This is a genomic window from Chondromyces apiculatus DSM 436 (assembly GCF_000601485.1).
Classification (GTDB): domain Bacteria; phylum Myxococcota_A; class Polyangia; order Polyangiales; family Polyangiaceae; genus Chondromyces; species Chondromyces apiculatus.
Window position 1 is genome coordinate 36,718 of the sequence record NZ_ASRX01000081.1, and the last position, 25,253, is coordinate 61,970.

The following is a 25,253-nucleotide window of genomic DNA, read 5'->3' on the forward strand; positions in this document are numbered from 1 at the left end:
ATACGGCGCTCCGGACCGAGCTGGCGGGGTGGCTCGCAGGGCTCGGTGAGTCGGCTGCGGCGGCGTCGGTGCTGCGAGGCGTCTGCGACGTGCAGCGCCCGAGCGCTGGCGCGCGAACGCTGGTCCGGATTGCGGTGCTCCTGGCACGGGCGGGAGACGCCAGCGGCGCTGTCGATGCGCTGGTGGGTGCAGCCAGTCTTGAGCCCACGGATGCGATGGCCTCCGAGCTGCTGGGGACCGTCTCGGCATGGGCGTCCGACCTGGTGAGTGCCGAGGCCGCTGCCAAGGCTTACCTCGATGCGGCGGAGCGCCATGAGACCCTGAGGGAACGGGACGCTGCGTTCGAGGACCGTCTACGTGCGCTGGAGATCGCTCCGCATGATCTCGGGGCGGCGACCATCATGTCCGCGGCGCTGGCTGCACGAGGTCGTCTCGGGGCGGCAGACGAGGCGGTCCGAGCTCATGCGGTGGCGCTCACGAGGCGTGGGGAGATCGAGCGTGCGCTGGAGGTGCATGTTCGTCGCCTCGAAGCTGCGCTGAGCGACGGTGATGCCGCGCGTGCCGCTGGCTGTGCCTTCGATGCCGAGCTCGAAGCCGATGTCGACGCCGAGGACGTCGACGTGATTGATGAAGTGCTCGGGCAGGCCAGCCTTTACGAGCTGGTGGCCGCGCGCAAAGAGCTGCGCGCCGAACGGCTCGAGGGGACTCAGAGGGCTGCGGTGTTCGAGGTGCTGGCGCGGCTCTATGCAGGGCCCCTGGCAAGTCCCGATCGCGCCATCGAGTCGTGGATCGAAGCTGCGGTGAATGATCCGGGGGGGGCCTACGCATGGGTTGCGCTGCGTGATCACGCCGCCGCTCTCGAGGATTCATTGCCCTTGCTGGAGGCCCTCATCCGGGTTGCCGACAGCGGAGAGCGTGCATCGAACGATCCTCGAGACGTGCTCAACGCCCTGCGCGAGCTTGCTTCTCTCGCCGAAGACAAAGTGGACGACCCGGGCCTGGCATGCTGGGCCTTCGAGCGCATGCTCCGTGCGGACGCCGAAGAGGAGGTGGCTGCAGCAGGCCTGCAGCGGCTCGCGGAACGTGCGCGAGCCCAGGATGAAGCGCTGAGCGAAGCGCAAGCGACGCTCCGGAGTGCGCGCTCGTCAGAGATGCGTGTTCATGCGTTGCGCAAGCTGGTGACCATCTACCGTGGCCGCCCGGACGACCTGCCGTCGTACGAAGAGGCGCTCACGGCGCTCGCGCAGGAAGTTCCTTCAGACCATAGCTGCGTGCTGGCCCTCGACCGCCTGGCGCGTCGTGCTGGCACAGGAGGCGCGCTCGTTCACCTGCTGGAGGGACGCCTCGCCCAGGCGGAGCACCAGGCTCGGTCGAGCGGCGGTCGTGCTGGCGAGGTGCAGCCGCCAGGGATGACGCGCATCGAGCTGGTCCGCGCGCGGCTCATGCTCGCCGCAGTTCACCGGCGCGCAGGTGATGAGGACCGCGCGTTGAGCGTGGTCTTGCCGCTCCTCACCGAGGCGCCGGGGCACCGGGGAGCCGCGAGTGCAGCCTTGCTGTTCGCCACGAGGACGTGGCGGGTGAAGGAGCGGGCCGACGCTCTGGTGCAGCTCGCTGGCCCTGTGTGGCCCGCACTGCGCGCGGTGTTGCTCGCTTCGGCCGCGGAGCTGTACGTGGCCGTCGGCGAGTTGGGCCTCGCACGGAAGGCTTCCGAGCTGGCGTGTGAAGCCGACCCGACCAGTGCGCGGGCAGTCGCGACGCGCGCGCATGCCCTGATCGCCGGGCATGACGTGGAGAGCTCCGAGGCGACAGCTCGCTCCGCGACTCCCGCGGCGGTCCGGTCAGACCGGCTCGCAGCAGCCTCGGTTGAGCGAGCGATCACCACGGTGTTTCCGCGCGGTACGCTGTGTGACGGCCTGGCGCGAATGCTCGAGGGCATGGGTGAGCATGGGCTCGCCCTTGGCTGGACCCAGCGCTGGCTGGCGCTCCATCCGGGCTGCATCGATGCGACGCGCCATCTCATCCGCCGGGCCACATCGGGCCGTGACGCCGCGCGCCTGTCGGATGCCCTTGCATGGGTGCTGGCGCAGCCACGGCCCCTGGGAGAGATGGCCCCGGTGCTCGCTGCAGGGCTGAATGCATTGCAGGATCTCGACACGACGCGGGCGGCAGCGCTCGCGAGGCGCGCTCTCGATGTGTTCGGACCCGGTATCCCCTCCTTGCGCGAGGAGCTTCTCGAGCTCGCTGGTCGTGCCCGGGACTGGCAGCTCAAGGTGGCGGTGCTCGAACGCTCGCGTGCAGCGGACCACGAGAGTTCGCGGGCCCATGAAGCGCTCCTTCTGCTCGCCGACGGCCGCATCGATGCGGGTGATCCGAGCGGTGCGGCGCGGGATCTGGCGCGCGCGGCCGAGCGAGGGGCAAGCCCTGAGGAGGTGCTGGCGCGGATCGAGAGGCTGGACACGTGGTTGCAAGATGCAACGGTGCAGCTCGGCTCGGATGGCATCGTTTCCTTGACCGAGGCTCGCGCGAGGGCGCTGACGGTTGCCGGAGCAGCCGCGGAAGCAGCCGCGGCGTGGCGGGAGCTGGGCAGCCTGCTCTGGGATCTCGCCGATGACCGGCGTGGAGCCGAGGAGGCGTTCTATCGGGCCTGCGAGCTCGTGCCGCGTGGGGGCGAGGAGCGGTACGCGCGCGATCTTCGCGCGTTTGCGGGTATCGAACAGGCGATCGACATCCTCGTCGCGCGTGCGGGTGTGAATGTAGAGCCGCCGCCGACAGCAACTGGAGCGCCACACCCAGCGCTCACGGGCTCTCCGTCTCCGCGGAAGCACCGTGCGAGCCTGCTCGTGGAAGCAGCGTCGATGGCCGTGGAACATGGGCTGATGGCGCGGGCTCTCGCCGTGGCAGCAAGTGCGATCGAGATTGATCCGACGCGTGCTGACGCGGTGGCACTGGTGGAGCGCTGTGCCGAGGATGAGGAAGCTGTCGAGACCCTCCACCATGTCTATGGGTTGCTGGCGAATGCGGCGCTTGGTTGCTACGGGCGGCGTGCTGCCCATTACAGGGCAGCCAGGCAGCTCGAGCGTCGTGGGGCCATTCACCTGGCCTTCCTACATGCCGCTGCCTCCTTCGAATCCGTGCCCACCGAGGGGACCACGTATGTGCTTCTGGCCAGACTGGCCGAACGCGTCGACGATCCCGCCGAGGCTGTGCGTGTCATCGCCCGCGTTGCTGCTGAGGAGGAGCCTGACGTACGCAGCGTCTGGTTGAAGCGCGCTGCAACACTGGCCGGCTCGTCCGAGGAGGGGCTGCGGACCAGGATCGACCTCCTGCTGAGAGCACTGAATGTCCGGCCAGACTCGAGCACGGTCGAGGATGTCGGTCAGGCCCTTCGTGAACTCGTGGCGATGACAGGTGAGGTGCTTCCAGAAGCGTTGCGCTTTGATCGGGCGATCAAAGCGACCCTTCCAAAGCTGGACGGTCCTGATGGGGCACGAGCAGCGATTGCCATGGCGAAGGTGGCTGTGGAAGTGCTCGGCTCATCGGCCAGCGCCCTGGCTGCAATAGAGCGAGCCATGCGTGTCGATGGCGATGTCGAGGAATTCGATTCACTCGTCAATGCGATACCGCAGCTCGCGCTGGAGGCGGAGCGTGCACAGCATCTCATCGCAGCCATCTACGCTGCTGCCAAGAACGCTCATGTCAACGTGGGCCCACCACTGCTCCGGTGGGCGAGCCGGCTGGCAGACACGCTCAATGTGCCCGATGTCGCTGCTGCGCTGCTGGTCGAGGCAGCCAGGAGAGCCCCTGAGAACTCCGAACTCGCGTTTGAGGCCGATGTCTCGGTACAACTCGCGGGCGATGACACGCTGCTGCGTGCCCTCGACGAAGCCCTCCCGGTCGCGCGTCGGGTCGAATCTCTCCTGTACCTCGCTGATCAGCACGAGCGAGAAGGGAGGACCGATCGGGTTATTCTAGCGCTGGAGCGCGCGCTCGAAACGGGGGACCTCGAGGAAGCGACGCGTAGCAGTGTGGTCACGAGGCTGCGCCGGCTTCTGTCAGCATCTGGACGCATCCACGATCTCGAAGCACTGCTCCGGCAGGAACTCCGTCGAGACGATCTCTCACAGGATCTACTGCGGTCGCTCTCTGGCGAACTGACAGACCTGCTTGCCGCACGAGGTGCGTTCGAAGACGCGCTGCAGGCGCTGTGCGATGCCGCGCTCAGGCTTCCATTCAGCGTGACTCTACTGGACAGGGTGCGAGATCTCTCGAAGGAGACAGGAACGCTGCGTCCCTACGTGGACGTGCTCACTCGCTATACAACCCTCGTGGAGGACGTGAGCCACGAAGGTGAGGCTGGGGCGTCCGCTGCAGAACGCAATGCGCTGCACCTCTCCCTGCTTCGGGAACTCGCCCCCCTTGAGCAGATGCTGGGCGACCGCATGGCTGCGAGTGCCCACTATCAAGCGATCGTCCATCTCGACCCGAGGGACACTGAGGCGCTCGTGTTTCTCGAGGCCGAGGCGACTGACCGCAGTGATTACCGCTCACTTGGGGAGCTCCTCGCTCTTCGTATCTCTGCGGCCACGTCCGTCGAGGAAAGATGCGCGATGATGCTGCGGCGCGCAGCAATCCTCGAGCAACATCTCGGGCTGCTGCAAGAAGCTTGTGATGAGCTGAGAATGTTGCTCGCCTCCACACCAGGCGATGTCATTGCGCTCCGTTATCTCGGCAATCTCCACGAGCGTCTTGGCGAACCACTTCAGGCAGCACCACGGTGGGAACAGCTCAGCGATTACGCACAGACGGTTGAGGAGCAAGCAGAATACGTCCTGCGAGCGTGTCGAGCTTACCTCGACGGTGGCGAGATAGATGCTGCTGTCCGCTGCCTTGGTTCGACGAAGACGCAACTCTCCAGACGGTCAGAGCTGGAAGTCCGCGTGGAGATTGCCAGACGCAAGGGGGATGCTCTCGTTCTGGCTGACGTGATCGAGGAGCTTGCATCTGTCGAGGACTTCTCCGATGAACGTCGAGCCGAGCTGCTGGTCGAAGCAGCCCGGATGGCCTCTGGTGCAGGAAATGACCTCCTTGCCCTCGAGCGTGCCCGCCGGGCTTTGCAGCTCTCGTCAACCCTTCAAGCTGCCATCCTTGAGGCAAGACGGCTGGAGTACCGGTTGTGTGGGGCAGGTACGCCACGTGAAGCCCAAGCTGCGATCGAAGAACTGCAGCGCGTTGCTGCTGACATGGAGCCGGCGCAGGTCGAACTGTATGCATTTCTGCTCGCCGAGCATCTCGACGTGATTCAGGGACACGGGGCTGGCATGCGGGAGCTCGCCCGCCGTCACGCGGAGATCGGTCCTGCTCCACTGATCGCGCTAGGGATGGCAGAGCGTCTCGCCTTGAAGCGCAACTTCGTAGCTGCACTGCCGCTTTTCGAGCGTGCGCTCGGAGGTGAGTTGCAAGGGCTACGCTCGCGGGGCCGTGTTGCCTTGGCGGCGGCACAGGCTGCAGAGCGCGTGGGGGACCTGGATGCAGCGGCGAGGTTGCTCGAAGAGGCTGCCGCAGAACCGGATACGCGGGCTCTTGCCGTATGGCGGCAGCTCGAACTGACTGTCATGCGCGGGGAGCCTGGCTCCGCTGGTCGCGCGCTCGAGGAGCTTGCGAACCGTAGCTCTGGCCCAGAGCGGGCTCGCATGCTGACGCAGCTAGCAACGCTGCTCGTGGACACGGACGCGGAGCGTTCGCAGTCGCTTCTCTCGGAGGCAGAGCTTCTCGGGGCAGCGGATCGTTCTCTCAAGGGACGCATCGCTGACCTCAGGATAAAACTGGAGGCGGTCCGCAGCGAGCGGGCGCTGAAGGCCGAGCCTCACCCAGAGGGAGCCAGTCCACGTCCCGGCCCACCGCCGCTTCCCGTGGAGCAGCCGCAAGAGCTTGCGGCTGCTGCCGCCGAGGAACCGAAGTCGGACGGGATCTCCCCGAGTCGGTCACGCTCTCGTCCACGTGCATCGTCTCCGGTTCGTCTCGCGTTCGATCATGCCGAGATCAGAGTCCCGTTGACGCAACCGGCTGTGCAGGTCACCCCAGCCCCCGCAAGTTACGCGACTGAACCATCGCAGCCGTTGCAGGGGAGCGCGATTGAACAGAGCACGTTCAACGTGACCGGCGATGACGGTTCTCGTCAGATCACGCACACGACCCCGAACAGGAACGCTCTATCAATCACTCATGGTGCCATTTCAAGCACCTACCCGCCTCTGTCTGCGGGCCGCCTGCTGTCGATCGCTCCACCCGCCGCAGCCAGCGACGAGGAAGCAGCGTTCTTTCAGGACATTCTAGCTGGTGACTACGACGCGGGTGAGCACTTGATCGCGCTGTTCCAGGCATCCGGAGAACCGCGTACACGGGAAGTACTCGCGGTGCGCCGCATGCAGGCGGTCATCAGGCTCGGTGACCGTGACGTGCTTGAACGGCTCCATGCTGCTGCTCTCGACGACAAGAATCACGTTTACGCCAGGTCCGTGGAACACGTCCTGAGGGCGTTCGACGTGGTCAAAAGTGAGGGCTCGGGTGGGGCCTTGAGTAGAATCATCCCCCCACCGCTGTCGGCACAGCGAGATGCTCCAGAACTGGTGGGCGCGCTGCTCTTCCGTGACATCGATGCTTCTGTGAATGAAGCACTGGCGATCGTATGGGAGACTGGCCTGTTTCGCCGCGATGCCGGTCAGTTTGGTCTCACCGGCCTGGAGCGCGTTCAACCAGGCCTGGCCACCGTCCTTGGGGAAGTCTATGGCATGGTGGCAGAGCGTCTGGGATGCTTGCGCACACCGCTGTTCCACCAGCGCCAGGCAGCAGGTCGTACTTCGCTCATCGAGCCGCAAGTTCTTCCGTTGCTACCTCCAGCGGTGATGGTCCGCGGGGATATCCGTCAGGAGACGGCAGAGCTTCGCTACTTGCTCGGTGCACATCTCACAGGAGCGAAGTCTGAGCACGTACTGGCCTGCTCTCTATCCACCGAAGAGCTGCAAACGTTGCTCTCTGCGCTCGTGGCTGCTTTCGGACCCCTCAATGCTGAGGGCGTGCCACGCAAGGACCCAGCAGTCATCCAACTAGAGCAGAATCTATGGCAGCTGATCCCACCGCGTGGCGAGCGTCGGCTTCGCCAGATATGCTCTGATCAGGGCATCTCCCATGAGATTGCAATGCATGTAAGCCACCTGGCGATGCGCCGCGCTGGGCTTTATGCCGCGGGAGATCTCACTGTCGCGATCCACGCCACGATCAAGGAGTGCGGTATCAATCTGCCCATTCCGTTGAGCAGCCCCAATGGCCTTGCGGAGGCATGCAGTACACATCCAGAGATAGCGGATCTGGTTCGAATGGCCATCCGCATGGAATATGCTGAGGCGCGCTGGCAACCCGAACCTGTTACCAGCGTCCGGCGGACAGACAGCCTTCGCCCACGTTCGCGCACCGCATGACCAAGCTCCTGAACCCCCTGCCAACCATCCAGTCAGGGACAGACACGATACCTCAGGTCTATCTCGCGCAGTCCCCCAGTGTGATGACTCTTCCTCGTGGGTTTCTCGGCTCGGGCCTGCGTCGCCTCCGACGGTTGACGCACCCGCTCGAGAGGTTCGACGCGACACCAATGTCAGGGGGAGATCCAACTGGGGGTCGGGTGAGGGTCATGCCTGCAAGGGCATCAAGGGCTTTTCGTGCGATCTGTCTCTTGGCACGAGCATCGCTACTGTCATGGGTGGCCATGTCTGCAACTGCCTGCCTAGTGCTGTCACCGCCAGAGTACGACAAGCCTGCGCAGACTCCGCCGATGCTTGTGGCGGATGCCTCCTTCCCTGATCTGCGCCAGACTATCTATGTTTATGATCTCACCGAGTCGGTCGAGTTCGGCAGCGCGGTGATTTCAGAAGACGCGCAGGTGCCCGTCGAACTGGCAATCTACCTCGACTACGGCCAGATCGGTTCGGCGGGGCGGCCCTACCGGAGGGCGATCTACCCGTTCGAGCCGATTCCTCCGGGGACCCTGGCGGATGGCGCCAGGAGTTTCGCGGGGAACTACTGGTATCCAGGTGACGTCACCGTCGAACCCGGTTGTCACACCGTGACGCTCATGGCGAGCCATGCCTTCGACGCGGATGTCTGCCCTGTGGAATCGAACGACTCCAGCTACCTCGTGTGGCAGGTGATCCGCTGCCAGTCGAGCGTGAACTGTGACATCGCCTGTGAGCCGCCGACATGTGATGGCCCCCAGGCATGCCCTAAATGTCCTCGTCCGGCTTTGGATGCAAGCAGCCTCGGAGGGCAGCAATGACCCGAACCCTGATCACGATGCTGGCATTCTCTTGGGCCACTACAGGCTGCAGCATCCCACTTTTCGAGCCCGTGTCAGGGCCTGTGAACGAGTGCGCAACGACAGACGACTGTGCAGATAACGGCCTCTGCGCGATGGTTGGATCGAACCTGGCCTGTGTCTCGGTCGGCGCTGATCTTCCAGGACTGATGATGGAGGTCCGGCCAGCCATCAACAGCTCGGCGGCGGGCGTCTCGTATCTCGTGGACGTTGCAGCGGCAGGCTTGACGCTGCAAGGCGTGATGAGTTCCGGCCAGGTGCGCCAGTTCGACCCACCTCCGGCTGATCTCGCGTGGTTCACTGGCTCATTGCGTCTGCCAGAAGGCGCGCCGCGCTGCGGTGTGGAAGCGCCGCCCGACGGTTCATTTCCGGCACGCGCGATATTGAGGCGTGTCGATCGCATTTACGGTCTTCCTGCAGAAGAATACACGGCATCGATCCAGGTTGAGCAAGATGACCAGGGGGCGATAGCCCAATACGTCTTCCGTACGCAGCTGCCGCGTGGAGTCTATGACATTTACATCAACCCTGAGCTCCCTGCGGACTGTGATGGAGGTCCGCTGCCTGTCTTTTGGCCCGCTCAACAGGTCGACTCGCGGACGCTCAACTTCGAGGCGCGAACACTGGAGCGATTGAAGGGGCGCTTTACCGTGCCATCCACCATGAGTGTGGATGGTTGGTCGCTCGAGCTCGTGGAGCCTGAGCACGGCGATGTCATTTCCGAAACGCTGACACTCACTCAGGACGCAGGTGCGAACAAGGCAGAGTTCGATCTGGACTTCGATTGGACCGCAAAAGACCGATTCTCCCCGCTGCTCAAGCTCAGTCCTCCTGAAGGACAGGTGAAGCCCACCCTCCACTGGGATCTCTCGGCGATAGGTATCCTGGTCAGTCCGGAAGGTCTGGAGCTCTCTCTCGTGGAGCTGAATGCACCGCATCGTCACGTTGAGGGTCAAGTACTGGATGACGAAGGCAAGACAGTGGTCGCTGCGGTCGGTATTCAGAGCGCCGAGATCGCCGGCGATGCTAGCTCAGCCGCAAGGTACAGCTTCGAGGTCGAGACCAATGAATCGGGGGTCTTTGCTGTCGACCTGCCGCCAGGCCGTTACCGGGTCTCCGCTCGACCAGTGGACCAGCGTTACTCATTTGCGACGAAGGACATCGAGTTCTCCTCTGGTGAGGGTTGCTTCTGCGGACAGTCGATCGTCGTTCAGGAAGTGACCACCATCAACGGTCAGGTCTCTGCGCCAGGAGGTGAGCTGGTTGGAGCAGCTTCCGTCGTGGCGGCTCCGTCGACGATGACCACTCAGCGCTATTTCGATAGAGTCCTCACGCCGCAGCCCCTCCGGCCCCGTGAGGCACCTGCCCAGCTGGTGGGCGGTAGCTTCTCCTTGAAGGTTGAACCGGGCTATTTCGATTTCTCGGTTCGCCCCGATGGTGCCTCCGGGTACCCATGGTTGGTCCGTCCCAGGCTGTTCGTCCCGGAAGGTGATATCTCCACGGCGATGGACCTCGGAGACCTCACGGTTCCGTATCCGGCCGTGCTGCAGGGCGTCGTCCGGGATTCCTCGGGTGAGGTGCTTCCCGCAGCCATTGTTCGAGCGTGGCTTCCCGTAGGTGATGCTGGGGGCGAGGACAGGCCCTTGGGGGTCATCCAGATAGGAGAAACGGTCTCTCTTGGCGATGGTTCATACATCCTCTCGCTTCCACCGTCCCTGTCCAACTAACCGCGCCGGACACAAAACTGCGGTACCCGAGCGTCGCAGGCCGCGATAGGCTACGTGTCGTGGCGCATCCGACGCGCGGAGGCAAAGCAGAGCCCTCGCCCGGGGACAGCGCGTCCTCGGGAATGCCAGCTAGTGGTGTAGGTCCTGTCGTTCCCCTTGAGCAGGATCTACCGGGTGCATTGCATGAGGTATCCAACGCCCTCACGGTGATTCTTGGCTGGGTGGAGCGTGCCCGTGACGCGCAAGGTGACGAGCTCGGGCGTGCACTCGACCTCGTGGCGATGCGTGCCCGCGACGCCCGCCGCATCGTTCGCCGTGCCATCGGCGCCGCGCTGCCTGAGAGCGATGGGGGGGACTCGCCCCCCTCCATGCTTCGGCGTGAACCCCCAACGACGTTGCGTGAAGTCATCGACAATGTCGTTCTATCGATGGACCCGGAGGTATGCCGAGCGAACGCGAGACTCGCGGTGCAACTCGACCCCCATGTCGAAGCTCTTTTGGTGACTGGCAACGACGTACTGATTCAGATCCTCACCAATCTCCTGCTGAACGCCATAGCCATGTCACCTGCTGGAGGCACGGTCCGAGTTGCCGTGGAGCAGGAAGGCGGTGGCTTTGTCATCAGCGTCGCTGACGAGGGGCCAGGTGTTCCGCCGGAACGCCGAGCCTCTCTCCTTCGGGCCGGCGTGACGACCCGCAAGGGCGGTGCTGGGATCGGCTTGCGGCATTCAGCCGCACTCGCGGAGGCAGCTGGTGGGGTGCTCTCGTTGGCTCCCTCCGAGCGAGGAGCCAGGTTTGACCTCCGCTGGCCCAGCTCGATGGGCGAGTCACCCGAAGATCTGCCAGACGATGCCACGGTCACAGCAGAGAGGTCCACGTCTGGAAGAGGCGCGGTTCATTCTCCCGCTCTCGTCCTCAACGGCACCCGGATCCTGCTTGTGGAAGATGATGAGGCTGTCGTCGACCTGCTCGACACTGCGCTCTCTGCTCGGGGGGCGACGATCGTCAGTGTGCGCCATGCCGAGGAGCTTGCAGCGGCGCTTGCTACCGGACCCTTCCATGCTGCGCTCCTCGACATTTCCCCCATCGAGCAGGACATCGGGGGGGCCGTTTCTGCGGTTCAACTCGCCAGTCCGAGCGCCCGCCTGGTCGTCATGTCCGGAAGTGGTGGACTCGTGGATCTTCCACAAGGCTGCACGGCCTGGGTGCGAAAGCCGTTCGAGATTCGCGAGATCGTGGAAGTGCTGGTGCGCTGACAGCCAGGAACAATTATGTGCTTGACTTCCTCGCGGTTGAGGGTAAGTTCCGCGCCCTGTCCCTGAGCGAAGGTGGCGGAATTGGCAGACGCACTAGCTTGAGGTGCTAGCGGGGTAACTCTCGTGGGGGTTCAAGTCCCCCCCTTCGCACTGCTCGTTGTTTCTTTGTTTGTGTCCAGCATAGGTTGAGTGAGCGGCAGTCTCTGCCGCTCCTCGACGGGCGCATAGAACGACAGCCCTCGGACATTCTCATCGATGTGAAGCGGATGCTGAACTGGCGGAAACACACGCTGTTCACAGTCGAGTCGCTCACATAGCCGGCAGGTGACACCAACAGGAACCGCTGTGTCCAGAGTGTCGAGGTCGAAGCCGTCCGCATAGACAAGAGCCCGTGCGTGGCGGACCTCGCAACCCATGCCGATGGATTGCACCGTGTGCGGCATGTGGAAGCCGCCTCTGTCGCTGCGTACCGTTCGCGCGATGCAGAAATAGACAGACCCGTCAGGCATCCGCGAGAGCTGGGTTCGTATCATTCCGGGTGTCATCAGCGCTGCGTGAACGTTCCAGCGGGGGCAGGCGCCGCTGAATCGAGCAAAGCGGATCCCTGAGCCGCTGAAGCGCTTGGAGATATTCCCCGCGATATCGATCCTCAGTAGATGGAACGGTACTCCTTCCATACCACTACGACGTAGCGTGGTCAGGCGGTGGCAGACCTGCTCGAAGCTCGCTCCAAAGCGATGCGCGAGCAACTCGATATCATATCGTTCTGCACGCGCCGCTTCGTAGAAGGGCACATAAGGCATGAGCAGCGCCGCAGCAAAGTAGTTCGCCAGGGCGACGCGTGCGAGTGCCTGTGAGTCGGGTGTGGTGATCGCAGTATCGCTCAGCATCCGTTCAAACAGGTCGGCTTGGGTGAGAAGCGCGATTTGGTGGGCCACCTGAAATCGTCGGCTTCGTGGTGGTAGCACCTCGGAGATGCTGAGCGTTCTGGTCTCGGGATCGAAGCGACGCATCGCTCGCCGCTCTTCGGCAACGCGTACCACGCGCACCACGATCCCATGGGCTTCGCGCAGGTAGCGCAGGAGCCCTCGGTACACGTCATCGTCATCAAGATGCGCTCGGCGCCAGAGCGCTTCCGCAGCTTCCTCGAGTTCGGGGAAGTAGTTCATTCGGCGCTGGAGGAGGTCGCTGACCTCCTCGGAGGGTAGTCGCGATGCATCCAGGCCGGTGAAGCCACTGCCTGCGAGCTGCTCTCCGAGCGCTTCTGCCGATTGACGTGCGCTCACGTAGCCTTGATACAGCGCGAGCACGGCGCGAGCTACGTTCGGCGCGCTGGAGACAAGTTCACGCAAATCGTGATTGGTCAGAGGGTGACCCTCGAAGAGGGGGTCGCCAAATGCCTCAAGCAGATCTGCACGTAGCCGCGAGTCTTCTTCCGACGCTACGAAGGCATGCAGATCGAGCTGAAAGATCTGTGCCATTTTGAGCAGTACGGGAGCTGTCAGCGGCCTTCGATTGTTCTCGATCAGATTGAGGTAGCTCGGTGAAATCCCCAGCTGTGTAGCGAGTGCACTCTGGGTCATCTGGGCGCGGCATCGAAGCGCGCGTACTTTGGCACCGAGTAGCAATGCTTCATTCATCACCGCCTCCTTCGGCAATCCCAGCGTCTCGGCGGATGGCAATACATGGGCAATGGGGATTCGCCCGCGTGCACGCGCAGGTGATGTTGAGCCACACCTTGTTTACATTAATTTACACGTTGACAGTCTGTCAATTTCTTACGTCCACACCCACGACTGTAGGAATTCTTCGTTCAAGTTGACATGAGACAGGTATCTGTAAAAGTCTTGAGCTGTAACGACGCAAAGCGTCGTGCTCTCAGATGAGGGAGCACTCCCAGACGATCACAGGAGGGTCCTGTTGAGACCGATCGAACCGACCACCCTCTCCATCCGGGCTCCCCGTATCGAGGGTGACGAGATCATCCTCACCCCGGAAGCACGGCTATTTCTCGCGGAGCTGGGCCACGCATTCTCTCCGAAAGTGTCTGAGCTGCTCGAGCGACGACGCCGCATCCAGGAGAGGCTCGACAGCGGGGTTCTCTTCGACTTCCTTCCGGAGACCAAGGCCATCCGCGACGGAGAATGGACGGTTGCCGACGTCCCCCACTCCCTGCGGGATCGTCGCGTGGAGATCACAGGTCCTGTCGACCGAAAGATGATCATCAACGCCCTGAACTCGGGAGCAAACGTGTTCATGGCTGATTTTGAGGACTCCAGCGCGCCCACCTGGGCGAACCTCATCACCGGCCAGGTTGCGCTGTACGAGGCTGTTCGTGGAAGTCTGCGTCACGAGGACGCATCTAGCGGGAAGCACTACTCACTGAATGAACAGGTAGCGTCTCTGATGGTACGTCCTCGGGGCCTACATCTCCCTGAACGACACATCGAGTTGAATGGGAGACCGCTGCCGGCCGCTCTGGTCGATTTCGGGCTTTTCTTCTTTCATAACGCCCGTGTCCAGGTTGAGCGAGGCGTTGGACCGTGGTTTTACCTGCCCAAGCTGGAAAGCCACCTGGAAGCTCGGCTCTGGAACGACGTGTTTCTGTTTGCGCAACAAGCTCTGGGAATGCCTCCAGGAACCGTCAAGGCCACCGTGCTCATCGAAACGCTTCCAGCAGCGTTCGAGATGGACGAGATCCTTTATGAACTACGACAGCATTCCGCTGGGCTGAATTGCGGTCGCTGGGACTACATCTTCAGCTTCATCAAGAAGCTTCGAAGGGACCCCGCATGCGTGCTTCCCGATCGCGACCAGATCACCATGAAGCAGCATTTTCTGCGTTCCTACACGCAACTGCTGGTGAAGACCTGTCATCGGCGGAAAGCCCACGCCATGGGCGGGATGGCTGCGTTCATTCCCATCAAGAGCGACCCGGAGCAGAACCGCCTCGCTCTCGACAAGGTTCGTGCTGACAAGCAACGAGAAGTCGAGGATGGCCACGACGGTACATGGGTGGCACACCCAGGTCTGATCCAGGTCGCCCGCGAGATCTTCGATGCCCATATGCCTGGACCAAACCAGATCGAACGACAGCGCGATGATGTCTCGGTGTCGGCACCCGATTTGCTCCGAGTGCCTGAGGGCTCGCGTACGGAGGTGGGACTTCGCCACAACATCCGCGTGGGAGTTCAGTACATCGAAGCCTGGCTCAGAGGACTCGGCTGCGTTCCCCTCTACAATCTGATGGAAGACGCCGCTACGGCAGAGATCTCGCGCAGCCAGGTCTGGCAGTGGCTCCGGCATCGTGCGGTGCTGGATGACGGGCAGGTCCTCACGCCAGAGCGGTTCAGGCAGGTCCTCGACGAGGAGATGCATGCCCTCCGCGTCATGCTCGGAGCGGCATACGTCGACGGGCATCGTTTCAGCGAAGCTCGTGAGCTTTTCGAGCGCCTGTCCACCTCGGAAGCCTTCGAGGAATTCCTTACCTTGCCTGCCTATGACCTCCTGTTGAACCTCACGGAGTGATGAGGCGTCGGCGCCTGTCCGCGCGCTCTTCAAAATCAATCGGCGGCCTTATCCCGCCCTGCTCAATCTGACGAGGAGTTTGCCATGTCCGCTGTCTCTCCGATTGCCGCTTCAACAGTCCGTGATCCCTCGACCACCGAGCCCCTCAGCCATGATGCTCAGACGTCATCCGACGCATTCCAGGGACGTTGGGACGGCATCGTCCGCCCTTACAGCCAGGCTGACGTGGAGCGCCTTCGTGGCAGCGTGCGAATCCAGTTCACGCTCGCCGACATGGGCGCCCGTCGGCTCTGGCACCTGCTGCGCACCGAACCCTTCGTGCAGGCGCTGGGGGCGATGAGTGGGAATCAGGCCATGCAGCAGGTCAGGGCAGGTCTGAAAGCCATCTACCTCAGCGGATGGCAGGTCGCTGCTGACAACAACGAGGCAGGGACGATGTATCCGGACCAGAGCCTGTACCCCGCGAACAGCGTTCCCTCGCTGGTGCGCAGGATCAATCAAGCGCTCCTCCGAGCGGATCAGATCGAACATGCGGAGGGTAAAGGAGGGCGACACTGGATGGCGCCCATCCTCGCCGACGCGGAAGCCGGTTTCGGGGGTCCCCTCAATGCTTTCGAGCTGATGAAAGCAATGATCGAGGCAGGAGCCGCTGGCGTTCACTTCGAGGATCAACTCGCTTCCGAGAAGAAGTGCGGCCACATGGGCGGCAAGGTACTGATTCCTACCGGACAGTTCATTCGCACGCTGACAGCGGCACGCCTCGCTGCAGATGTGATGGGTGTCCCCACGCTCGTCGTCGCCCGGACAGATGCCGATAGCGCCAAGCTGCTGACCTCGGATGTGGACCCTCGCGATCGTCCCTTCCTCACAGGCGAGCGTACCCCGGAAGGGTTCTTCAGGTTCAAGAGCGGGATCGAAGCGGCCATCGCGCGAGGGTGCGCCTACGCACCTCATGCCGACATGATCTGGTGTGAAACTTCGACCCCAGACCTCAAGGAGGCACGTCAGTTTGCGGAAGGGGTGCACAAGCAGTTCCCCGGCAAGATGCTCGCTTACAACTGCTCCCCCTCGTTCAACTGGAAGAAGCACCTGGATGAGACGACGATCGCGCGCTTCCAGCACGAGCTTGCGGCAATGGGATACCGGTTCCAGTTCGTCACGCTCGCGGGCTTCCACACCCTGAACTACGCAATGTTCGACCTGGCCAGGCAGTACCTGCGTCGAGGCATGTCCGCCTATTCAGAGCTGCAACAGGCGGAGTTCGAGGCAGAGGGAGTTGGGTACACGGCAACCCGCCACCAGCGCGAGGTGGGCACCGGCTACTTCGACGAAGTGGCGCAAGTGATCGCGGGCGGGAATGCTTCCACGGTGGCGCTCAAAGAGTCCACGGAAGCCGCTCAGTTCTGATCGCTGCTCGGATTTCATCGCCACAACGCTGAAGCCGAGCACCCATCGCGTTCGGGATACGGCGTGCTACCTCCAGGGCCCGCGCATGCGCCCTCAGCGCATCTCCTGGCTTCCCTTTACGCAGTGCGGTCAGGGCCCGCCCTTCGAGCACCTCTACCCGCTCCTGCCCCACGGAGAACTGCTCCGAGCGCTCCTCTAGCGCTTCCCATCGAGCTTCGTCCATGAGCTCTCGGGTAGCCAGGTCAATCATTCTCAACAGTATCTCCTCGGAGGGCAGAAGGAGAGCATCCAACCTGCCTGCGAGCCGGGCGCCTTCCTGGTGAGATTGAATCTGCTCGAACCGGGCCAGGGCACCCCCGTGATCGCCTCCCCACAGGCGTACACGAGCATCGAGCAATGCGGCGATGGGCCGCGCCCCATCTCCGCTGCGGCGCTGTTCAATCTGCAGGGCGCGAGCCACGTGGGGGAAAGCAGCGTCGAGGTCGCCCATCAAATACAGGCACTCACCGAGGTTGTACTCCCCCACCAGCTCCAGCGCGCCCTGGCCGAGCTCACGGGCGATCCCCAGCACCCGACGCAAGTCCGCAATCATTCGCTCCTTGTCCCCGAGGCACGCTCGCAGGAGAGCGCGGTTGTTGATCGCCGGTGCGAGGTGAAGCATGTCGCGGTGTGCTTCACAGAGGGTCACTGCCCGGTCGAGGGCGGCTCCTGCCTCGTCGAGCCGTGCCAGCCCCTGGTAGATGAACCCCAGCATGAGCAACGAGATCACCAGCGTCTCGTAGCCATCTTGCCCCAGTTCGGCCGCGGCATCCGCTGCCTGCTCGAGCACCGCGGCTGCCTCCTCCTCACGGCTGAACCGGTGCAGTGAACGTCCCCTGCCGAGCAGCAAGCGCGAGCCGAGGAGGAGCGGCAGTGACGAGAGCTGTGCGCTGTGGTGCATCGCCTCGACGACCCTTGCCTCCGAGCTCCGGTGCTCCTCCATCCAGTCCAGGGTCATCGCCTCATCGAGCAGGATCCCGATCCTCTCCTCGATGTCCTCTGACGCCTCGGCCATCACCCGCGCGCTGCCGAGGTCTTCGAGCGCGTCATGGTACCTTCCCAGCCGACACCGCATCAGACCGCGGCCCCGGCGCGCCAGCGCACGGCGGCAAGGCAGCCGGCATGGCGTCGTACCTGACGGCGCGCAGCCCTCGGCAAACGTCACCTCGCACGCCTCGGGAGCCGCCGCGTGGAGCTGCTCCAGCGCACGGCTATAGAGCGCCTCCGCCTCCACGTAGGCATGCCTGTGACGCGCCTGGTCTGCGAGGGCGAGGAATGCGCCTCCAGCTTGCCCGTGCAGGCCAGCTTCGGCCGCGTGGTGCGCCAGCGCGCGCAGCCTCAGATCTCCGTCGTTGCGGGATGCCTGGTGGTGAGCGAGGGCCGCCAGATGGATCTGCCTCGCCATGAGTACGTCCGCAGAGCGCGCCACGGCCTCTCTCACGAGCGGGTGTCGGAACCCGATGTTCCCCGTGCGCCGATCCTGGACCAGCACGCCTGCAGCGAGCAGCCGCCGCGTCGCGATGCCCGGATCGAGAGGAAAAGCCTCACCCTGACCGGACCGATCCAGCCGTCTCAGCACCCCCAAGATCTCCGCGGGGGCCACCTCGGGGCCGAGCAGCGCGATGAGCCGCGCATGCTCCTGGAGCGCCTGCGGCAGTGCCTCGAGTTCCGCAAGCGCCAGCCACTCGATGAGGGGTGTCTCGGGCAGTTTATCGATCTCGTCGGTCGCGACGTACCACCCGCCTCCGCGAGGATGCCGGCGGACGATGCCGCCTCGCTTCAGACCGAGCACCAGCTCCACGAGGAGCAGCGGGGTGGCTTCTGCCCGCGCGATGAGCTGCTCCACTGCCGACTCGGGGACATCCTCCACGGGCGTCAGCAACCGCCTGCAGAGCGCCGCCGCGCTTGCGGGGTCGAGCGGCCCGAGGTGGTGGACCTCGCGATGCGCGGCCCGTTCACCCCATCCGGGACGCGCTTCCCCGAAGTTTGGACGTGCCAGGGCGCAAACCCAGATCGGAGCCCCCACTTCGGCCATGGTCGCGTATTCGAGCGCCCCCAGCGCCGCATCATCGGCAAGGTGCGCATCATCGAGCACCACGAAGACAGGACTCTCGGTGGCGCGGCGCCGCAGCGCTCCACCTACCGCCGTGCTCACGGCCGCCCGCAGTGCGCCAGGCGCGACCTCCATCGCGCGCAGCCCGGGATACTCCACGTCCGTGTGCGTGCCTCTGTCGATCGCGTCTCCTTCGATCCACCCGAGGGCGAGCGCCACTGCCGGCCCCAGCTCCCCGAGCCTCTCGCCGAGCCTCGCACAGAGCAGCGCTTTCCCCCTTTCCTCGGGAGGGCTCGCGGGCAGGTCGAGCGCGCGCTGCAGCAACTCCCGCGCCGTCGGATCGACCCCTCCTAGCAACGGCTCGCGCGCGCGCAGCTCGATCACCAGCGCCCCCGGCACCTGCTCCCGCAGCCTCCGGGCAACGAACGAGCCGACGTGGCTCTTGCCCAGCCCAGCGTCCCCGAGCACGCTCACGAGGGTCGGCCCCCCCGACGCCGCCGCGGCGAGGGCACCATCGAGCAGCGCCCGCACCAGCTCCGCGCGGCCGAAGAGCGGTTCACACGAGGGATCGCTGGGGGTCTCTTCATCCAGGGGCACCGGGATGGGACTTCCCATTTCCTTGGCGCCCACAGCTCCTGCGAACGCCGGCTGCTCGTGGAGCGGTTCCCCGCGCGAACTCGTCCCGCCCTCTCCACTCCGCGGGCTCGCCCAGGAAACCTCGGAGAGCGCGGCCGCTGCGTCGGGCGTCACGTACAGCAGGTGGCCGGTCACGCCGGTCACGCCGGTCACGCCGGTCACGCCGGTCACCGGGGAGCGACTCGCCGCCGGAAGCGATACCCTGGGCCGCACGAAAGCCGGGCTCAGGTAACGCCGCACGCCTCCCGCGCGACGCTGGACCACGACCGGCGCCAGATCCACGAGGCCTCTCGTGCACGCTCCGCGCCGCACCATCTCCCGGGCCGCCCGCAGTGCGCGCCTCACGGGACTCGCCCCCTGCTCATGATCGAACACGGCCACCATCCGCCCGCTGGAGGTATGGGCGACGTCTCCACCCAGCGCCGCCATCCGGCGCTGCAGCGTCACCAGATCCAGCTCGGTCTCCAGGAAGAGCAATCCCACCATCCGCCGCTGGTGTCTCGGCGCGCTGGTCGGCGGTGAGCTCCCTGGCGGTGCCTCCGCATCGCTTGGTGGTGCCGGTGGTGGCACGCTCTCGTCTGCAGCAACCACCGCGTGCGACAGCGCCTGTCTCAGCACTGCCGCGCAGCCGTAGCGCTCCACGCGATCCTTCGACAGACAGCGCAGCACCACCTCTTCCAGCGCCGCCGGCAGCCTCACGCCAGGCCGGAGCCGAGGGGGACGTCGGCTGCGGTGATCCTCGCGCACCATGGCAGGGGCACCCCAGAAAGGAGGTCGTCCCGAGAGCAACTCGTAAAGGATCACCCCGACGGCATACAGATCTGCGCGTGCGTCGAGGTCTGACCGCCCCTCGCACTGCTCGGGGGACATGTATTCAGAGGTCCCCAGCGCGACACCCTCGCTCGTGTGCGGCAGGCGACCGCCCGTCGTGGCCAGCCCGTAATCGATGATGGTGGCCTGAAGCGCGCCGTGGCGGTCCGCGATGAAGATGTTCTCCGGCTTCAGGTCTCGATGCACGTACCCACGCGCATGGACCACGTCGAGGGTGCGCAGCGCGGCAAGCACGAGCGCACAGGCATCTCCGAAGGGCATCCCACCCGGCGCGGCGAGCAGACGATCCGCGAGCGTCGCGCAGCTCAGGTACTCCATCACCACGTAAGGCGAACCATCGCCGAGCGACCCGCGTGCATACAAGGCGGGCGCGTGGGGAGGTCCGATCTCATCAAGGATCACCGCCTCGCGGACGAGGCGCGGCCCTGCATCGACCCGGTCGGCGCGGGCCACCTTGATGGCCACCTCCGGACCGCCTCCCTCCGGCACGGCCGCGTACACCACCCCGAACCCTCCCCCGCCGAGCCGCCGTACGGACTGGTAGCCCGCGAACGCTGGCAGCGACGCTCTGCGCTCCAGCAGCGCATCCGCCGCGCTGTCTTCCGCGTTCACCGGGGGCTGATCTCCGGCCGCCTCCTCCCACCCATGGCCCGCCTGCGCCCCTGCTGGCTCTACCGGACCGTGCCCCTGGCAGCGCAGTCCTCTCGTGATCCTGCGACCGCATGAACGGCAGCGGGCGATTGCTGTCCCACCCCGGCAATCGTGTTCGCGCGCATGCTCCATGGGGCCACCGTTATCCCGAGCAGACTGACATACCCGGACGGTCTGGGCTGCTCCGACCTCCGCTGCCAATCCCGAGGGAACCGGGTGATGGCCAGGGATCAATGAGCACTTCGACGCGTGCGCGAAACGATCGTCCCGAGCATGCGCGACAGACACCGCCGTCGTGGCCACGACGGATTCGACGCCGAAGGAACCGCACCCTCCTCGATTTCGAACGCCATTCACCGCATCGTCGCAGTCCGGCGCTCACGAAACACTGCCTCTCTCGGACGACAGCGCCTGCACGGAACGAGAAAGGGACTAGGATACTGGCGTCATCCCTGAAATGCGCTGCCGCGTCCTCCCCGAGGAGCGTGTGCGTGCGTCCGCACCGGAGTGCAGAGGAGGATAGAGGTATGGGCTGCGACTTGACGAAGGAGCTGACCGAGGTCCTCGGGTTCCCGCTCGTGGAAGACCTCCCCGCGGGCTCGTGCGCCGGAGCCTACCTCCTCGAGTCCCGCATTGCCCGGGGCGGTTGCGGCGCCGTGTATTCGGCGCGCCATTGTCACGACGAGGCCGCGACGGCCCGACCGGGAGAGCGCGTCGCGGTGAAGGTGTTACACGCCAAGCTGGCGGTCATCCCCAAAATGGTCGAGCGCTTCATCCGCGAAGTGCAGATCATCCGCCGGCTGAACCACCCCAACGTCGTGGCGATTCGCGACGTGGGCACGCTGGACGACGGCCGACCTTTCTACGTCATGGAGCGGCTCGAAGGGATGACCCTGGAGAGCTTGCTCCGATCGGGCGGCAGGATGTCGCCTGCACAGGCCCTCCAGATGCTGGAGCCCGTGTGCGCTGCCCTCCAGGCTGCCCACGACGCAGGCGTGGTTCACCGGGACGTCAAGGCCAACAACATCTTCGTCGGCGACGACCCTTCCCGGTCCGTCAAGCTGCTCGACTTCGGCATCGCCAAGCTCATGGACCCTGGAGAGGGATCGGGCCTCACCACTGCTGGCCGCGCGCCTGGCACCCTCAGCATCATGGCGCCCGAGCAGATCCTCGGCGGCACCATCGACGCACGGGTGGACATCTACGCGCTCGGCGTCCTGCTGCACCGCCTCCTCACGGGTCAGCTCCCGTTCGACGCACCGAGCGCGATGGAGCTCGCCAGGCAGCACCTCGAAGAGCCACCCCCGCGCCCCAGCCAGCGGGCCCCCCTCGCACCTGCGCTGGACGCGCTGGTGCTGCGCTGCCTGGAGAAGCAACCCGAACGCCGGTTCCCCTCGGTCACGACCATGCTCCGCGAGCTGCGAGAGGCCGTGCTCCGCCCCGGCTCCGTGCCCGAGACCGTACCCGAGCTCTCCGTCGACGCCATGGGTGTCCACGTGGTGCTTCGACTCCACGCCCCCCTCGAAGAGATCGACGACGCGCTCGCCGACGACCTGGGACGCGCCCTCGACCTCGCCGAGATCACGCTGCGGCAAGCGGGTCTCTGCGTGGTGTCCACCGCCGGCGACGAGGTGCTCGGGGTGCGCCTCCTGCCCGGCGGGCGTGGCAAAGAGCGTCGCGCCCGCGCCGATGCCCTGGCACTCGCGGTCGACCTCCACGACCGCGTCGCCGGACGCCCTGGTGCTGACGACCGCGTCCACGTCAACGTCTGCTTGCATGCCGACCAGGTGCTCGTGCGGAGCCCGCTCACCCCCGAGATCGTCGGCGGCCCCCTGGCATGCCCGGGAGCCTGGACCCCCCAGGAAGACGTGCTCGGTCTCTGCGCCACCCCCGAGGCGATCGATGGCCTGAGCGGCTTGCTCCTCGAAGACGGCCCCGGCAGGCTCCTCATCGTCCGCGGCTCGGTGGCCCCTCGCGCCTGAGCCGTGCCCCTGCAGGCAGCGCGCCTGCGGGACAAATGCCGCCGTCATCCAGGAGTGCACGCGGCACCCTGGCGCAGCATGCCTTCTCGCGCAGCGCCGGGCAGCTCCCTTCAAGTGCGCGACGCGATCCCGGTGTCCTCGTGGTCGAGAAACGCGAGCGCCGTCCGGACGAAAGGCTCCCGTGCGTCGCCGAAGATCGGACCATGGCCAGCACCGGGAACGATCCAGAGCGATGCCTCCGGAATGGCCCGGTAGAGCTGCACCGAGAGTTCGACCGGGTACAGCGGATCGCGATCCCCGTTCACGACCAGCGTCCGCGCGCGGATCGTCGCCAGGTGAGGAGGCGTGAAGCTCATGTCCTCGTAGCTCTCCGCGAACCGCCCCGCGAGCCTCCAGAGCGCCTCGATCTGCGCATCGCCGTGCCTGTGGCGGGACCTCATGAGCTGCCACTCCTCGGGCGTGTGCACCGTGGCAGCCGCCGCGCGCATGGCCTCGCGCGCCTCGCGTGGGAAGTACGGCGTCGCCGAGACGAGCACCATGGACGACACCCGCTCTGGCGCCCGCGTCGCCACGTGAAGCAGCGTCTTCGCACCGAGGCTCATCCCGATCGCCCGGAAGCGTTCGACGTGCAGGCGATCGAGGAGTTCGAGAAGATCGATGGCGCACTGTCGGAGCGAGAAATCTCCCGAAGGGTTCGTCGAGCCCCCGTGTCCCCGAGCGTCAGGGGCGATGACGCGGTAGCGCTGGCTCAAGCCCTCCAGGTCGAAGACCTCTGCCCAGTCGGCGCCCGTCCCCGGGTAGCCGTGCAGCAGCACCAGCGGATCCCCGCGCCCTCGGTCTTCGACGTGGATCTCGACGTCCTGCACACGGACGCTGCGCCCATATGCTTGAGACAGTCCCATGACACACCTCCTGGGTCACCACGCGCCCTGAATGGCCGCGCGGTCACGGTGCTATCCCCTGGCGATTGAATTTGTAATCTGGTCCGTGATTGCCTAGAGTCGGCGCAGGTCGAACGGGGAGAGGCGCCACGACAGCACTCACCACCGGCGTGCCATGAGCCTCGAGCACCTCCTCGGCATGTATGGGTACTGGGCGGTGCTCCTTGGCACCTTGCTCGAAGGCGAGACGATCCTCGTACTCGCCGGCTTCGCCGCGCACCGAGGGTACCTCTCGCTCCCCTTGGTGATGCTCGCCGCGTTCGTGGGCAGCCTGGTGGGAGATCAGACGTACTACTGGATCGGTCGGCGGCGAGGCTCTGCCTGGTTGCGGAACCGACCCAGGTGGCAGGCCCGCGCAGAAGCGGTGCGGAGGCGGCTCGAACAGCACCCCGTGGCGATGATCCTGGGCTTCCGGTTCGTGTACGGCGTGCGCACGGTGAGCCCCTTCGTGATCGGGGCGAGTGGCGTGCCTGCCGCGCGGTTCACGCCCCTCAATGCGGTGGGCGCGGCGCTGTGGGCAGCGCTCGTGGGCGGGTTCGGGTACCTGTTCGGAGAGATGGCCGAGCGCGTCCTCGGGGAGCTACGGTGCTACGAGGGCTGGCTCTTCGGCGGGCTTCTGCTCGTGGGGGTGGTGGTGTGGCTCGTCCGACGCATCCGTGCCGCCCGGAGCGCGGCCCCGCCTGCGGACAAGAGCACCACCGGCTGACCTCACCGGCTGCACGTCACCGCGCCACCTCGTGTCGTGGCCAAGCAGAAGACGCTCAGGGCTGCGCGAGCAAGATCGAGACGGCACCCAGGGCGAGCAAGGCCAGGGACGCAAGCGCCCACGCTGGAGACGTCTCGTCGCTCTCCAGCTCGCGCACGAGGTCCGCCTGGGTCCCGCTGCGCACCGCGAAGCTGAGAACGTTGCGGCCCGCTGCGGTACCGCGACAGAGGCGGAACGCGATGGCCTCCCCCCTGTAACCGCCTGCCCGTTCAATTCGCTGCAGCTCTCCCAGCACGAACATGGCAGCACCCCGTCGGTAGCGAAAACCCTTCCAGACACCGACCCCTGACGGAACTGGAGGCGTCGGGGTGCCGTCCCAGTGCTCGATGCGGAGCAGCGTCCCATCCGCATCCTGGATCACGAGTGGAAACCCGATCGTGCCGTCGTCTTCGGGCGGCGCTGCTGCCCCTTCTGCCGGAGTGGGCGCGCACGTCACGTCTGTTACCCAATCATCGGGATCGCTGCACCTGTCGGGCGGCATGGACCTTCCATCGACCAGATATCCCGTGACCGCGATCCGATCCCCGGGATGCGAGGCGCCGACACGCTGCGGCGCGAGGCGCGCGACAGCCCGCGAAGGACGCCGGGAGAGACTGCCGCAGAGGACCGACGCGATGACCATGTACGTGCCGATGAACAGCCCCCCGAAGGCCGTGAAGAAGAAGGGCTCCCCCCCGGGCACCTTCAGCACCCACTCGGTGCAGAGCACGCAGACCGCGAAGCCAGGCAAGCACATGACCACCAGCGCCATGAGCCCCACTGCGAAGAACAGGATGACGAGGAAGGCGACCTCTATGGCCCAGAGCACCCCTGTCCACGCTGTGCGCAGCAGCCTCCTCACAGCGTGAGACGCGAGAGAATTCCGGGCCACCTGTCCTCACCTCCCTGCAGTGCGCTGACCGCGTGAGCCCTCTCGTCAGCATGAACGCCGCAAAAGCGACGCCGCGAGGTCAGCCCGCCGTCGAGGATAGAACCTCCACCACCCGCTGGCATTCCTGTCGTCGTGGTGGCGAGCGGAACCCCAGGCGCCCTGCGCGCCGTGCAGGAGGGTGGCTCCGGGAGGGGGCGCTC

The 25,253-nt window shown here is 65.3% G+C and carries 12 protein-coding genes and 1 tRNA gene; 9 read left to right on the forward strand and 4 right to left on the reverse strand.

Going from position 1 to position 25,253, the window contains the following annotated elements:
• Nucleotides 1-89 precede the first annotated feature (89 nt).
• From CAP_RS51375 to CAP_RS36105, 5 genes are all read left to right on the forward strand, one after another.
• Complete coding sequence (locus CAP_RS51375) at nt 90-7,475, forward strand: hypothetical protein (RefSeq protein ID WP_156041459.1); 7,386 nt, start codon at nt 90-92, stop codon at nt 7,473-7,475.
• A gap of 350 nt (nt 7,476-7,825) precedes the next feature.
• Nucleotides 7,826-8,326, forward strand: coding sequence for a hypothetical protein (locus tag CAP_RS36090; protein ID WP_044249336.1), 501 nt, complete (start codon nt 7,826-7,828; stop codon nt 8,324-8,326).
• A gap of 134 nt (nt 8,327-8,460) precedes the next feature.
• Entirely contained in the window at nt 8,461-10,092 is a 1,632-nt protein-coding gene (locus tag CAP_RS46305; protein WP_156041460.1) for a carboxypeptidase regulatory-like domain-containing protein, read from the forward strand.
• A 179-nt stretch (nt 10,093-10,271) separates the two neighbouring features.
• Nucleotides 10,272-11,348 (forward strand): ATP-binding response regulator, encoded by a 1,077-nt coding sequence (locus tag CAP_RS49195; RefSeq protein ID WP_197041504.1) that lies wholly within the window; start codon nt 10,272-10,274, stop codon nt 11,346-11,348.
• 66 nt (nt 11,349-11,414) lie between these two features.
• Nucleotides 11,415-11,498: transfer RNA gene (locus CAP_RS36105), tRNA-Leu, on the forward strand.
• Here the strand turns inward: CAP_RS36105 and CAP_RS49200 are convergent.
• Nucleotides 11,480-12,988: a helix-turn-helix domain-containing protein gene (locus CAP_RS49200; RefSeq protein ID WP_081865616.1), complete on the reverse strand. Its 1,509-nt coding sequence runs from the start codon at nt 12,986-12,988 to the stop codon at nt 11,480-11,482. The two genes, CAP_RS36105 and CAP_RS49200, sit on opposite strands and share 19 nt — an antisense overlap.
• A 289-nt stretch (nt 12,989-13,277) precedes the next feature.
• Between CAP_RS49200 and aceB the strand changes: the two genes are divergently transcribed.
• Together aceB and aceA are read left to right on the forward strand one after the other, a co-directional pair.
• Complete coding sequence (aceB, locus tag CAP_RS36110) at nt 13,278-14,876, forward strand: malate synthase A (RefSeq protein WP_044249389.1); 1,599 nt, start codon at nt 13,278-13,280, stop codon at nt 14,874-14,876.
• Between the two features lie 84 nt (nt 14,877-14,960).
• On the forward strand, nt 14,961-16,283 hold the full coding sequence (gene aceA, locus CAP_RS36115; RefSeq protein ID WP_044249339.1) for an isocitrate lyase: 1,323 nt from the start codon (nt 14,961-14,963) through the stop codon (nt 16,281-16,283).
• Here the strand turns inward: aceA and CAP_RS36120 are convergent.
• Nucleotides 16,252-20,454 carry a serine/threonine-protein kinase gene (locus CAP_RS36120; RefSeq protein WP_044249343.1) on the reverse strand — a complete coding sequence of 1,401 codons (4,203 nt, stop codon included), beginning with the start codon at nt 20,452-20,454 and terminating at the stop codon, nt 16,252-16,254. The genes aceA and CAP_RS36120 overlap by 32 nt on opposite strands.
• Nucleotides 20,455-21,020: 566 nt before the next feature.
• On the opposite strand from CAP_RS36120, the gene CAP_RS36125 reads away from it, so the two are divergent.
• Nucleotides 21,021-22,475, forward strand: coding sequence for a serine/threonine-protein kinase (locus CAP_RS36125; protein WP_044249345.1), 1,455 nt, complete (start codon nt 21,021-21,023; stop codon nt 22,473-22,475).
• A 110-nt stretch (nt 22,476-22,585) separates the two neighbouring features.
• Here CAP_RS36125 and CAP_RS36130 read toward each other — a convergent pair whose 3' ends face one another.
• A complete protein-coding gene (locus tag CAP_RS36130) occupies nt 22,586-23,377 on the reverse strand; it encodes an alpha/beta fold hydrolase (protein WP_044249346.1) in 792 nt (263 codons plus the stop codon).
• Nucleotides 23,378-23,531: 154 nt separating this feature from the next.
• Here CAP_RS36130 and CAP_RS36135 point away from each other — a divergent pair, with 154 nt between their 5' ends.
• The gene (locus CAP_RS36135; protein WP_044249348.1) at nt 23,532-24,122 is read left to right on the forward strand and encodes a DedA family protein; all 591 of its coding nucleotides are present in this window, start codon (nt 23,532-23,534) and stop codon (nt 24,120-24,122) included.
• A gap of 55 nt (nt 24,123-24,177) precedes the next feature.
• On the opposite strand, the gene CAP_RS36140 is transcribed toward CAP_RS36135, so the two are convergent.
• The gene (locus tag CAP_RS36140; RefSeq protein ID WP_044249351.1) at nt 24,178-24,990 is read right to left on the reverse strand and encodes a hypothetical protein; all 813 of its coding nucleotides are present in this window, start codon (nt 24,988-24,990) and stop codon (nt 24,178-24,180) included.
• Between the last annotated feature and the right edge of the window lie 263 nt (nt 24,991-25,253).